This is a genomic window from Streptomyces sp. NPDC101776 (assembly GCF_044766845.1).
In the GTDB taxonomy this organism is placed as follows: Bacteria; Actinomycetota; Actinomycetes; order Streptomycetales; family Streptomycetaceae; genus Streptomyces.
This window is the reverse complement of the sequence record NZ_JBIWMV010000007.1, coordinates 191,575-204,236: the sequence shown is the minus strand read 5'-3', so window position 1 is coordinate 204,236 and position 12,662 is coordinate 191,575. Positions and strand designations below refer to the sequence as shown.

Genomic DNA, 12,662 nt, shown 5'->3' with positions numbered 1-12,662 from the left:
TAAGGGTCTCGGAAGTTGCGGTGTGGGCTTCGGTAGGGGAAGCCGGAGTGTTACCGCTGAAGTGGAGTATCGTTCTTCATGTGACAGCTGTCCCCGAAGAACAACCAGCCTGGCGCCAGCGCGCCGTTGAGCGTTCCACCCGTGCCGCAAAGCTCCGCGCCGAACAACGTGTGCAGCGCTTCCTGGACGCGGCGCAGGAACTCATAGCGGAGAAGCGGACGACGGACTTCACCGTCCAGGAGGTCGTGGACCGCTCCAAACAGTCACTGCGCAGCTTCTACCAGCACTTCGACGGCAAACACGAGCTGCTGCTCGCCCTGTTCGAGGACGCGCTGTCCAAGTCGGCGGCGGAGATCCGCGAAACGGCCGGCTCCCAGTCCGATCCGCTCCAGGCGCTGCGGCTCGGGGTGGAGATGCTGTTCGACCAGTCGCTGTCCAACCCGGGTGTAGAGCGGCCGCTGTTCAGCGACTTCGCACTGCAACTCCTCGTCAAACACCCCACGCAGGTGGCGACCGCTCATCTCCCCCTGCTCACGGTGTTCGCGGAGTTGGTCGAGCAGGCCCAGGACGCCGGTGTCATCCCTGCCGGGAAGCCTCGCCGTCAGGCCTCGATCCTGATGCAGACGGTCATGTTCGTCGCGCAGGGCAACGGCGTTCCGTCCGACAGCCACGCGGCGGCGGTCACCGCCGAGGAGGTCTGGCAGTTCTGTCTCGGCGGCCTCTCGGGCGTCCCCGTACGCAACTGACGGCTCCCTGTACACAATTGACGGCCCTTCGTCCGTGATTGACGCTCTCCACAGTGGAGAGTACGGTTCTCGCCCACCGCAACGGGAGGTGGGCGATGACCGAGCCGCTACGGCATGGAGTGCAGCGCTACCGGGTCGTGCAGTGGGCCACCGGGAACATCGGTGCCCGCACGATGCGTGCCGTACTGGAGCATCCAAAGCTGACCCTGGCCGGCGTGTATGTCCATACGTCGGCCAAGTCGGGCTTGGACGCAGGTGAGTTGAGCGGGGGCGAGTTCGGGACGACCGGGGTCGTCGCCACGCACGACATCGACGAGATCCTGGCGCTCGGCGCCGACTGCGTTCTTTACACACCGCGGAGCTGCGATTTCGACGAGGTGTGCGCGCTGCTCTCGTCAGGTGTGAACGTCGTGTCGACGCGTGGGGAGTTCCACCACGCGCCCAGCCTGGACCCGGTCACGCGGAAGCGGATCGAGGACGCGTGCGAGCAGGGCGGCACCTCGGTCCACAGCACGGGCAGCAGCCCCGGATTCATCACCGAGGCACTGCCGTTGACGCTCACCTCGATCCAGCGGCGGCTCGACGCGCTGACGATCGACGAGTTCGCGGATCTGTCCCAACGGGACTCCCCCGGGCTGCTGTTCGAGGTGATGGGCTTCGGTCGACCCCCTGCCGAATTCGGCGAACAGCGCCTGGCCGGACTGCGCGACAGCTTCGGCCCGTCATTGCGGCTGCTCGCCGAGGCGCTGTCGACACCGCTCGACTCGGTCGAGGCGGTCGGCGAGGTCGCGACCGCCCGCCGCACCACACGGATCGCCGCGGGAACACTGCCCGCGGGCACGGTGGCCGCGCAACGGATCACCGTGTCCGGACTGCGCAAGGGCCGAGCCCTGCTGCGGTTCCGCGCCAACTGGTACTGCACCACCGACCTCGACCCCGCCTGGGATCTCCGTGCGACCGGCTGGCATGTCTCGGTCGAGGGGGACGCACCGCTCGACATCGACCTGCGGTTCCCCGTACCCCTCGACCTGATGGCCTCGATGTCCCCGTCCTACACCGCGAACCGTGCGGTGAACGCCGTGCCGTTCGTCTGCGCGGCAGCCCCCGGGATCCGCACCACGGCCGACCTCCCGCAGATCGTCGCCGACCTCGGGTGACATCGGCGCGACCCGCACCCGGCACGCGGCACGCGGCACGCGACGAGTCCGTACTCGGAACTCAGACCGTGCCGGCCGACGCCTCCGGCTCGCCGTCGTCCTCGACCGCGTGCTTCAGGAAGTCGTCGACCATGCGGTGGAACAACGTCGCCAGTTGCTGCAGTTCGTCCGACGACCACCCCGAGAGGGCCATTTGCATGCCGCGCGCACCGGCGTCCCGCACACTGCTGACGGCCTTCCGGCCCGCCTCGGTCAGCTCGATCCGCTGGGCTCGGCGGTCGTCGGGGTCGGGCACGCGGGTGACGTAACCGGACTTCTGCAGTTGCTGCACCGTCCGCGTCACATGCGAGGCCTCGACCCCGAGGCGCTGTGCCAGCTCTCCCGGGCGCAGCGGGTCGGAGTCGGCGACCTGCCGGAGCAACGCCACCGCCGCACGGTCCAGGGGCACACCGGCGAGGGCCATGAGCCGGTCGTGCTGGCGGGCGCGCGTGCTCAGGTAGGTGATCCGAGTGAGGGCTCGCTCGATCTCGGTCACCTCCGGGGAGGCGGGGGCTTCGGGGACCGATGGTGTGGACATGAGGTCCACTTTACCATATTGTTGCGTAAGTTAAGTAAGTTACTGCGTGCGTTTACCCCGACTACGGCGAAGACAGTACTTCACCGGCCTGACACCGCCGAAGCCGATGTCACCAACGCTTCTGACTCGCGAAGAACCGCTCGAAGAGTGCCACCTTGGCCGCGTTCGCCAGGGCGAGCGGGCCGAACCGGTCGCCGAGTTCCGTGGTGGTCGCGAAGCGGTGGTTCGCCTCGGGCCAGCGGGTGAGGCCGTGGCCGTTCGGGTCGCCGTGGGTCACGAAGTTCACCACGTGGTCGGACAGGGTGTCGGCGATCGTGCGGTCGGCGTCGGTCCAGGGCAGGTCGGTGGCGTAGAGGTTGTCGAAGATCGTCACCCGGTTCGGGTCGCCGCCGAACGCGGCGATGTTGCGCCGTACCCAGCGCAGGGCCGCGATCTGGTCGAGCAGACCGTAGTTGCCGGACGCCTGGTGCCCGGACTCCGCGCCGAGTTCGGGGGTGGAGAGGAAACCGAAGGCGCCCGTACGGTAGTTGAGGGTCGCCACGACCAGGCCCTTGGCGGCGAGGCCCGCGCCGTCGAATCCGGGGTCGGAGGCGTAGCCGCCGGTGAACCGGTCGCCGTAGATCCAGACCAGGACCGGGCGCTTCTCGTGTGAACTCGCGGCTCCGGTCCAGATGTTGAGGTTGAGGCAGTCCTCGCTCATCGTGACCGACGCCGAACCCATCGTCTGCTACGGGCAGATGTCCCCGAAGGTGTCCGCGACGCGCGCGCCCGTCCAGGAACTCGCCTGCTGCGGTGGGCGCCAGCGGTTGGCGCCCGCTGTGGTCGCCGCGTAGGGCAGACCCTTGAAGACGGTGACGCCGGAGACCAGGGAGGCCACGCCGGAGACCCGGCCGGTGTCGATCCGGAGGGGGCCTGTCAGTGGGGTTCCGGTCGTTTCGCGGTCCGCCGCGTCGGCGCCTCTCCCGGTTCCGAGGATCGCGGCCGTCACGGCGGCGGTCAGCGATCCGTTGAGGAAGGTCCGACGGTTCACGGCGTTCGAAAGCATGGGGGGGCTCCCTGGTCCAGGTACTTGCGAACGTAAATTCCGCCGACCGGGAGCGCCAACAATGGTGTCAACTTCAGAGCGGATCCACAGCATGCTCGCGCAGCGGCCCCACGGACAGGCCCCGCATCGCGCAGGTGTCGAGGATGCGGGGCACGGCACCGAGAGTGGCCCGCCAGGAGCCGGGTGCCGAGGTGCAGTCGGAGTCGTGCAGCAGGACGGTGCCGCCGCCGCGCAGATCCTCGGTGACCGTCCGGTGGACGGACTCCGCTGTGGCGCGCGCCCTCCAGTCCTCGCCCCAGGCCGTCCACAGCACCGGCGTGAGGTCCAGGCGACGGGCCGCGAGGTGGGCGGCGGTCGACATCACGCCGTAGGGCGGGCGGAAGAGCCGTGGTGTGCGTCCGGTGAGGTCGCCGACCGTGTCGCGGGCCCGGGCCAGGTCGTCGTGGGTGGCGCGCGGCCCGCGCAGCAGCAGCGGGCGGTGGAGCCAGCCGTGAACGGCGATCTCATGTCCGGCAGCGGCGATCTCACGGACCAGGCCGGGGGAACGTACCGCCTGGCCGCCGAGGAGAAAGAACGTGGCGTGGACCCGGCGCTCGTCGAGCAGGCGCAGGAACAGCGGTGTGGACAGTGGGTCCGGTCCGTCGTCGAAGGTGAGCGCCACGTGGTCCGTCCGGCCGCGGCCGGCAAGGCGGGGCATGACCCGGTTGCGCAGCGGGCCGTAGGTGGAGAGGACGGGAGCGGCGTACGCGGCGGCGAGAACCGGGAGTGCGGGGAGCGCGATGCGAGTTGTCGTACGGAGGAAGCGGGCGGCGGTCATGAGAGACGGCCCTTCTCACGACCGGCGTCGGGCGTGGCGTGCGCGAGGACGTGCACACGCGGCGCGACGCAGGCGGTCGTAGAGAAACAGCGAAGGCGTACGGCGGTCACGAGCGGCCACCCTTCGCGCAGCCCACGGCGGACATGGTGCGTGCGAGGGAGAAGACGCACGGACCGGCACTCGCGGCTGCAAGGAGAAGGCCTACGGCACTCATGCGTGTCGCCCCTTCACGTAACCCCCGTGCGGCACATGACCCGCGTGGTGCGCATGGCCCAGGTCGTCGAGGTCGAAGCCCTGTCCTATCGCGTGCATCAGGCCCGGGCCGCTCTCGGTCGTGGCGACCGCCGTGCCGACGGCGCCCGCCCAGACCGCGCAGGCCAGGGCAGTGGTGGTGGCGAGTCGCCGGGCGGTGGGAAGAGTGGCCCGTCTGGCAGCGGGCACAGCAGCGGTAAAAGGGCCGATGCCGGTCCGGCTGGTCCTGGCCGTCTCGGTGGCCGGGCCGTGGTCCGGGCCGTGAGGGTGGCCCGCGAACAGGGCGAGGCCCGCCTCCCGTTGCAGCAGTCCCCGTGGGCCGTCGATCAACTCGCCCAGGACGTGCTTGAGTTGGGCCGGGTCCCGGATCCACGCGGCGACGCCCGCCTCGTCCAGGGCGGCGGCGTTGGTCAGTCCGTGGCCGGGTATGCAGCCGTAGCTGGCGACGGGCAGGCCCGCGGCGAAGGCCTCCAGGGAGGTCAGGCCGCCCGCGTTCTGGACCAGGACGTCGGCGGCGTGCATCAGGCCGGGCATGTCGTCGACCCAGCCGTGGACGTGTTCGATGCCGTCCGCGCGGAGCTGGTCGGCCAGTGTCCCGTTGCGGCCGCAGACCACGAGGGGTACGGCCGCGCCGCAGTCGCGCAGGTCCCGGGCGACCTGCCGGACCGGGCCCACGCCCCAGGAACCGGCGACCAGCAGAGCGAGAGGGGCATTCTCCGGCAGGCCGAAGCGGGTGCGGGCCGCCGCGCGTTCCCCCGCGTCCACGGGGTGGAAGCGCGGGTCGGCGACCGGGCCGCACACGCGGACGTCGCGCGCGCCGGCGGCCCGGGCCTGCGCGGCGGGCACCGCGTGCAGCGCGAGGTGGACGTCGACGCCGTCGGCCACCCACAGCGGGTGCACCGAGAAGTCGGTGAGGTAGGTGAGGACGGGGACGGTCAGTCGGCCGTCGAGCCGGAGGCTGCCCAGGACCCGGCTCGCGCCCGGGTAGGTCGACACGACGGCGCCGATGTCCGCGGGCAGGGCGCGCAACAGCCGTTCCTCGGCGGAGCGCAACAGGGCTCGCGCGACGGGGCCGCCGCCTCCGGCACGCTCGGTGCTGCTGTAGATCCGCTGGTAGGCCCACGGCGCGCGGACGAGCATCCGGTGATAGCCGTCCCGCACGAGCCGGCCGAGCCGCGCGGGCAGCACGTCCAGCAGGTCGAACCGGTCGACCGTGAGACCGGCCGCCAGCAGCCGCCGCTCCAGTTCTGCGGCGGCACCGTCGTGACCGGCTCCGACGCTCGCCGAGACGATCACGACCCGCTCGGCCGACGGCGGACGGCGGGGCGGGGTCGTCTGCCGGGGGCGCAGGGTGGCGGCCGCGAGGGCACGCAGATGCACCGTACTTCCGAGGTGGGGCATGGGCTTTTTCCTCCGCAGATGGAGTGGAGCGGCGAAACTCTACAACATGTAGTAGTTAAGCTCGTACAACATGTAGGAGATCGGGTTCGCAAGGCCCTTGGCGCACTTCCTACAGGCCGTAGTAGGTCGACGGGTAGGCTGGGCCGTCGAGCGGCGGAAGGCGGTGGGGTGAACAGTGCAGGACCGGAAGAGCGACGAGCCCGGTGCGACGTCCGGCAGGCGGGCGCGCGGTGAGCTGGAGAGCGGGGTTCTCGCCGCCCTCTACGGGGCCGACGGGCCGCAGACCGCGCGCCAGGTCAGGGAGCGGCTGCCGGGAGACCTCGCGTACACCACCGTGCTGACGATCCTGTCGCGCCTGTACGACAAGGGGATGCTCGTCCGGCACCGCGCGGGCCGCGGATACGCGTACGCGCCGGCCCGGGACGAGGCGACCCACACCGCGGACCGGATGCGCTCCCTGCTGGAGCACGGCACCGACCGCGAGGCGGTGCTCACCCGATTCGTCTCCGAACTCTCCGCGCAGGACGAGCAGTTGCTGCACCGACTGCTCGCCGGGCACGACGAGGCGCCGCACACCGACCGCACCGACCCCGCCGTCGAAGGACCGTGAGCCGGTGCTGATCAGCGTGTACGTCCCCCTCCTGATCACCATGGTCCTCGCGGTGTTCGCACCCCGCGCCGCCCGTCGGCTGGCACCGCGCCCGGCCGCCTGGTCGCTGGCCTCCGCCGCGCTGGTGGCCTCGCTGGGCTGGCTGGGGTCGCTGGCGTTGCTGGCGTTCGCCGGACTGGTGCAGATCCCCGAGGTCGCCGAGGAGGGCAGTTGGTCGGTCGCGGCCGTGCGCGCCTCCGACCCGGTCTATCTGACGGTCGCCGGGGTCGCCGCCCTCACCCTCCTCGCGTCCCTCACAGGTCTCACCGTCGCCGCCGTACGTCAGCTACGGCACCTCCGCTGGGCCCGCCGCGAGTGCCGACTGCTGCCCGGCGACACGGAGTTGGCCGTCCTGGACATGGAGGTCCCGGAGGCGTTCGCGCTACCGGGAGCGCCCGGCCGGATCGTGGTGTCGCGCGGGATGCTGCGCTGCCTGAACGACCGTGAACGCGAGGCTCTCCTCGCCCACGAGCGAGCACATCTGCGCGGTCGGCACCATCTCTTCCAGACCCTCTGGCGGCTCTGTGCCGCCGCGAATCCCTTTCTACGACCGCTGTCCAACGCGGGCGGCTTCGTCCTGGAGCGCTGGGCCGACGAGGAGGCGGCCGTGCGCGTCGGCGATCGTACGGTCGTCGCGCATGCCGTGGGCCGGGCCGCGCTCGCCACCTCGGCGAACCGTCCCCGCCCGGCACTGGCCGCGACCGGCGGGGCGGTACCGCAGCGGGTGCGGGCGCTGCTCGCACCCCCTCCCCCGCGCCGGGCGCTGCCGTTCGTCGCGGGCGCCGCGCTGCTCGTCGTGTGCTGCGCGAGCCTGGCGGACGCCGCGACCGACAGCGAGGAGATGCTCGAGACGGCACAGCGCGCGGCGTGCGTGACAGCGCAGGCGGCGGCCACGCCGGCTCCGTCGGTCGCGCCGCACGGGTCGTGCTGTGAACACGGTCAACAGGACGGGCTCGTCCGGCACCACTGACGGGCCGGCCGCCCTTGCCCTTCTGCGCGGACGCCCCGCCGGTCCTTATGTGCGGACGCCCCGCCCTCCCCGCGCCCCGCCGTGCAGGCCGGACCGGGCTGGACTGAGCTGGGTTGGGCTGGGCAGGCACCACGAGGAACGCCCCCTCAACAGCGCCGATCACACCATCCGCCCGAAATACCCCCGTGTTATCGTCGCCGTACCCATCGCCAGGAATCCTGTCGATCGAAACCTTGGCGACCGGGCTCTCCTCGTCGCGCGCACTCCACGAATCACGAATGGAGCGGCATGTCCGTCCTGGCCCGGCCCGCGGTGGCCGCCTTCGCCGCCAAGTCCCTGCAGCGTCTCTCCGTGCTGGCGGACCGACGCCCGAGCGGGCGCGGCTCCGCCGCCTCCTCACATCAGCGGCTTCCTGAATTCCCGCGCAGGACACGGGAGTTGACGATCCCGACCAGCGTCGCCCCAGCGCGCGCCACGGTGTATCTGCCGACCGGAGAGGGTCCTCCTCCGCCGGTGCACGTGAACTTCCACGGCGGTGGTTACGTCGTTCCGCTGACCGAGCTCGACGACCCCCTGTGTCGTTTCCTCGCGGCGGAGGCGGGCGTCGTAGTGGTCAACGTCGACTACGTCGTCGCGCCGCAGCACCCCTTCCCCGCGCCGCCCCGGCAGGCCTTCGAGGTGGTCCGGTGGATCGCGGAGCACGGCGCCGAACAGGGCTGGGACGGCGACCGGCTCACCGTGGGCGGGCAGAGCGCCGGGGGCGGACTCGCGGTGGCGGTGGCCCGGCAGGCGCTGGAGGAGGGCGGGCCCTCGATCGCGCTCCAAGTGCTGCACTATCCGCCCCTGGACCTCGCGACCAGTGCGAAGGACAAGCACTCCGCGATCGCCAAGCCCGTGTTGCGGCCGTGGATGGCGGAGGTCTTCGACACGTCGTACGTCCCGGATCCGAAGGCGCGTGCCGACCGACTGGTGTCGCCCGCCCACCCCTCGGACACCGCGGACCTGAAGGGCATCGCCCCGGCCCTGGTCATCACGGCCGAGTACGACCTCCTCAAGGCCGAGGGTGTCGCCTACGCCGACCGGCTGCGGTCGGCGGGCGCCCTGGTCGAGCACGTCGATGTCGCCGGAGCCGACCACGGCTACGACGGCACGGACGACGGACGAGCCCTGAACTCGTATGCCTTGATCGCCCGTCAGGTAAGGGAAGCCGTCGGCTCGGCCTGAACTCCCCTCCCGGACAACGCACTTCGCCGACCGTCCCCCTCGGACGGTCGGCGAAGTGCCGCCGGGTCAAGCCGAGGGCACCGGCTCCGGGGGCGTGATGCCGAACTTCCCTGCCGCCTCGGTCAGTTCGCGCCAGACCTTGGGCGCGACCGGGATGCCCTTCGCGCCCCGCCCCTCGGCGACCGCCGCGCTGCGCTCACCGGGGTAGAAGACGCCCTCCGCGCCGTCCGCGGGCGGCAGTTGCTTGAGGGTGGCCAGCGTTCCGTCGACCGCCTCGGTGAAGGCGGCCGGGTCACCGAAGGCCGCCGGGTCGAGGGCGATGAGCAGCGCGTTCTGGCGGTGCTTGCGGCCCTGGGGGTCGTCCGAGTGGAACGCGGCGAAGATCGGCGCACCGACCAGCACGCTGGTGAGCAGCTCGAAGGCGAGGGACATCCCGGAGCCCTTGGCGCCGCCCAACGGCAGCGGCATGACGGCGAGTTCGGGGTCGGTGGTCGGGGTCCCGTCGGCGGTGGCCGCCGCACCATCGGGCAGCGGGGTACCGCTCGCCTTCGCCTGGCGGATCTTGCCCAGGGCGATGGTCGCGGTGGCCATGTCGAGGAGCAGCGGTGCGTGGGCGTCGGCCGGTACGGCGATGGCGAGCGGGCTGGTCGCCACGGCCGCGCCCTTGACGCCGGTGTAGCCCATGTTGGGCATCCCGGAGACATAGCCGATGCCGACGAGACCCTGCTCGGCGATCTTCGACACGTAGTAGCCGATGGCACCGGTGTGGACGGTACGGCGGACTCCTACGGCGGCAACTCCACTGATCCTGGCCCGAGTCACGGCCTCGGCGGCGGCGGCGCTGAGGGCCACCGGGCCCGGGGCGCGGTCCGCGTCCAGGACGGCGGCGGCCGGGGCGGTGGACTCGATCGTGATCTCGGCGTCGGCGTTGGCCACGCCCTTGGCGAGCAGTTCCAGGTAGGCGGGGACGCGGGCGATGCCGTGCGAGTCGACGCCGCGCAGCGCGGCCCACACGAACACGTCGGCGGTGGTGCGCGCCTGCTCGGCGTTCAGGCCGCCCTTCTCCAGGAGGGCGGCGGAGAAGGTGCGCAGGTCGTCGGCGGCGACAAGTACCTTGCCCGGCTTGGGCGTTGCGGTGTCGGACATGGTGGCGGATGCCTTCCTGGTTCAGCGGGTGACGAGAACGTCGACGACGGCGGTGGTGCCCTCCGCCACGGCCTTGAGCGCACGCTCCAGCGCGGGCGCGAGAGCCTCGGGTGCGTCGACCGTCTCGGTGTGCATCCCGAACGGCTCGGCGAACGCGGCGAGTCGGGGGAGCCGGCGCAGATCGGTGCCGAGCCACTCGCCGGTGTCGGCGGCGGCGCCCTCGGGGTAGAACCTGCGGTGGTTGAGGTTCATCGACTTGTAGACGCGGTTGTTGAACACCACGATCAGCAGCGGAAGTTCGTAGGCGTTCGAGGCGTCGTACGACTGGATGACCGGGTTGTAGGTGAAGGCGCCGTCGCCGATGGTGAGGACCACCGGGCGTTCCCTCGCGGCGAGTTTGACGCCGAGGGCGACCGCGATGCCCTGGCCGAGACCGCCCTGGACGTAGAAGTACGAGTCGGGGGCGGCCGTCTGGACATGCCGCTTCACGACGCGGCTGTGGGTGATGGTCTCGTCGACGACGATCCCGTCCCTGCCCTCCAGCAGCTTGCGCAGCGTGGCGGCGACGAGTACCGGGTCGATGCCCTCGGTACCCTCGGCCTTCGTCTCGGCCTGGGTGATCGCCGCCTGCTCGGCCGCGAAGCGCACCTTCTGAGCGGCCCTGCGCTCCGCGACAGCCGTCTCGTCGAGATCCCTCGCGCGCTTGGTCAGCTGGCGCAGGGTGTTGGCGACGTTCCCTTCCAAGTACCTGTCGGCGAACAGGACTTGATAGGCGACGTGCGGGCGCTGCGGCACCTCGTCGATGACGACGACGGTCGCCTTGGAGGGGCGGCGCGACGGCGGGTAGAAGGGGGCACGGCAGTTGACCAGAAGGATCAGGTCCGCCGTGTCCATCCACGGGCCGATGTCGCTGCCGGCGTGCAGCGGGTGGGTGCGCGGGAAGTTGCCGCAGACCGCCGAGTCGGGCTCGACGACGGGGATGTTCCACGCCTCGGCGAAGGCGACGAGGGCCTCGAAGCCGCCCGCCTCGCGGCCGGCCGTCTCCGTGACGATGACCGGGTTGGAGGCCTCGCGGATCAACTGGGCGACCGGGTCGACCTCTTCGGGCGAGCTGTGTGTGGAGCCCGGGGCCACGATCGGCTTGGCCTCACGCCCGTCCCACTCCTCCAGCAGGATCTCCAGCGGAACGTTGAGGTACGCCGGTCCGGCCGGGGCTCGCCAGGCCAGCTCCGCCGCCCGGGTCACCATCGTAGGAAGGGTGTGGACGCTCGCGGCCTCGTTGGACCACTTGGTGAAGGGCTGCGCGATCTGGTGCGGGCCGCCGACGACGGACAGGTTGCGGTACCACTGGCCGCCTGGGTCCTGGCCGGGGCCGTCGCCGTACGTGGTCGACTCGGAGGAGCTGACCACCATCGGGACGCCCGCGAGCAGCGCCCCGTGCACGGTCATCGAACCCTGGAGCAGACCGGGGGCGGCGTGCAGCAGCACGCCCTGCGGCCGGCGCTTGACGAGTCCGTAGCCGGTGGCCATGCCGACGGCGACGGTCTCGTGGGTCAGGTCCAGGTACTGTGGGCAGGGCAGTCCGTCGCGGTGGCGGCGGGCCAGGGACTCCCAGACGGGAGCCCATTCGGAGCCCGACGAGCAGAAGATGTAGTCGGCGCCGACGGCGTTGAAGGCGGTAACGAGAGCATCGCCGCCGTCGGCGCCCGGGGAGTTGGTGGTGTCGGTCATCTCTCGTGTTTCCTCAGCCCTCGATCGGCCAGTTCAGGACCTCGGAGATACCGCGGCCCATGATCCATTCAAGCTCCTCGGGTGTGAAGTCCCAGTGCTTGGTGAACTGCTCGATCGTGTCGGTGTACGTGATGCCGTGCCCGAGCAGCCGCGTGATGTCGGTGCCGTAGAAGCAGCGCTGCGGGCCCATCTTGTCGACCATCTCGCGCACGTACTTCTGGATGTTGTTGTTCGGGAACGGCTGGGTGGAGTAGCCGGGGAGCGCCGAGAGCTTCACGTAGATGTTCGGGTGCGCGGCGAGGTCGGCGGTCTCCGCGACCCAGTAGCCGATCGCGTCGTCGACGCAGCGGGCCATGATGCCCATGTGGTCGATGATGATCTTCAGCTCGGGGTGCTTGGCGGCGATCTCGCCCAACTCCCGCTTCCAGATGGGCGCGTGGACCATCGTCGGGACGCGCAGTTCCTCGGCGATCGGCCAGTACCAGTCGTTGGTGCCGTCGATCATCCAGTTGCGGTCCTGCGGCCGGTGGAAGGTCAGGCGCGTGCCCTTCACATGCGGGTTCTGCGCGAAGTCCCGCAGCATCGCCTTGCCCTCTTCGGGCTTGTTCTGCGGGATGCGCGCCATGATCCCGAAGCGGTCGGGGTGCGCCTCGCAGGCCTCCAGGGCGTAGTCGATACGGTCGCCCTCCCAGGACGGCGGCAGGATCAGGGCCCGGTTCACGCCGGCCTCGTCCATCAGCTCCAGCGCCTCCTCGTACGAGAAGGGGTCCTCGCGGTGTCCGTTGAGGCGGATGCGCTCCCGCGCGCCCGGGACCCAGGGGCGGTCCGGGGTCTCTTCCTTCCAGATGTGGATCTGCGTGTCGACAACGAACATGTCCGGAACTCTTTCTCTCGAATGGTCTTTACGGAAGGAACGCTAGGCGGGCCGCGAGGCCTTGCAGAGTCCC

11 protein-coding genes and 1 pseudogene are annotated in these 12,662 nt (G+C 70.9%); 5 read left to right on the top strand and 7 right to left on the bottom strand.

All coding sequences use genetic code 11. The annotated features are described in order from the left end of the window. Positions 1-80 precede the first annotated feature (80 nt). Together ACIRRY_RS23560 and ACIRRY_RS23555 are read left to right on the top strand one after the other, a co-directional pair. Positions 81-746: a TetR/AcrR family transcriptional regulator gene (locus ACIRRY_RS23560; protein ID WP_403975936.1), complete on the top strand. Its 666-nt coding sequence runs from the start codon at positions 81-83 to the stop codon at positions 744-746. Between the two features lie 95 nt (positions 747-841). Further along, positions 842-1,903 carry a dihydrodipicolinate reductase gene (locus ACIRRY_RS23555; RefSeq protein WP_403975934.1) on the top strand — a complete coding sequence of 354 codons (1,062 nt, stop codon included), beginning with the start codon at positions 842-844 and terminating at the stop codon, positions 1,901-1,903. A gap of 61 nt (positions 1,904-1,964) precedes the next feature. On the opposite strand, the gene ACIRRY_RS23550 is transcribed toward ACIRRY_RS23555, so the two are convergent. The 4 genes and pseudogenes from ACIRRY_RS23550 to ACIRRY_RS23535 form a co-directional block, all read right to left on the bottom strand. Next, positions 1,965-2,480, bottom strand: a complete 516-nt coding sequence (locus tag ACIRRY_RS23550; RefSeq protein WP_403975932.1) for a MarR family winged helix-turn-helix transcriptional regulator — start codon at positions 2,478-2,480, stop codon at positions 1,965-1,967. 109 nt (positions 2,481-2,589) lie between these two features. Beyond that, a pseudogene (locus tag ACIRRY_RS23545) lies at positions 2,590-3,525 on the bottom strand (carboxylesterase family protein). A 73-nt stretch (positions 3,526-3,598) separates the two neighbouring features. Beyond that, positions 3,599-4,342 carry a polysaccharide deacetylase family protein gene (locus ACIRRY_RS23540; protein ID WP_403975930.1) on the bottom strand — a complete coding sequence of 248 codons (744 nt, stop codon included), beginning with the start codon at positions 4,340-4,342 and terminating at the stop codon, positions 3,599-3,601. A gap of 210 nt (positions 4,343-4,552) precedes the next feature. After that, positions 4,553-5,995 (bottom strand): glycosyltransferase, encoded by a 1,443-nt coding sequence (locus ACIRRY_RS23535; RefSeq protein WP_403975927.1) that lies wholly within the window; start codon positions 5,993-5,995, stop codon positions 4,553-4,555. A 175-nt stretch (positions 5,996-6,170) separates the two neighbouring features. Here ACIRRY_RS23535 and ACIRRY_RS23530 point away from each other — a divergent pair, with 175 nt between their 5' ends. The 3 genes from ACIRRY_RS23530 to ACIRRY_RS23520 all read left to right on the top strand — a co-directional run bounded on the left by ACIRRY_RS23530 (position 6,171) and on the right by ACIRRY_RS23520 (position 8,838). Further along, positions 6,171-6,605 carry a BlaI/MecI/CopY family transcriptional regulator gene (locus tag ACIRRY_RS23530; RefSeq protein WP_403975924.1) on the top strand — a complete coding sequence of 145 codons (435 nt, stop codon included), beginning with the start codon at positions 6,171-6,173 and terminating at the stop codon, positions 6,603-6,605. Positions 6,606-6,609: 4 nt separating this feature from the next. Continuing rightward, complete coding sequence (locus tag ACIRRY_RS23525) at positions 6,610-7,614, top strand: M56 family metallopeptidase (protein ID WP_403975922.1); 1,005 nt, start codon at positions 6,610-6,612, stop codon at positions 7,612-7,614. 288 nt (positions 7,615-7,902) lie between these two features. Then, entirely contained in the window at positions 7,903-8,838 is a 936-nt protein-coding gene (locus ACIRRY_RS23520; RefSeq protein ID WP_403975920.1) for an alpha/beta hydrolase, read from the top strand. 66 nt (positions 8,839-8,904) lie between these two features. Here ACIRRY_RS23520 and ACIRRY_RS23515 read toward each other — a convergent pair whose 3' ends face one another. The 3 genes from ACIRRY_RS23515 to ACIRRY_RS23505 are packed head-to-tail and all read right to left on the bottom strand — an operon-like array spanning position 8,905 to position 12,589. Continuing rightward, on the bottom strand, positions 8,905-9,984 hold the full coding sequence (locus ACIRRY_RS23515; protein WP_403975918.1) for an Ldh family oxidoreductase: 1,080 nt from the start codon (positions 9,982-9,984) through the stop codon (positions 8,905-8,907). Between the two features lie 21 nt (positions 9,985-10,005). Then, entirely contained in the window at positions 10,006-11,715 is a 1,710-nt protein-coding gene (locus ACIRRY_RS23510) for a thiamine pyrophosphate-dependent enzyme (RefSeq protein ID WP_403975915.1), read from the bottom strand. A gap of 13 nt (positions 11,716-11,728) precedes the next feature. Further along, positions 11,729-12,589, bottom strand: coding sequence for an amidohydrolase family protein (locus tag ACIRRY_RS23505; protein ID WP_403975913.1), 861 nt, complete (start codon positions 12,587-12,589; stop codon positions 11,729-11,731). Between the last annotated feature and the right edge of the window lie 73 nt (positions 12,590-12,662).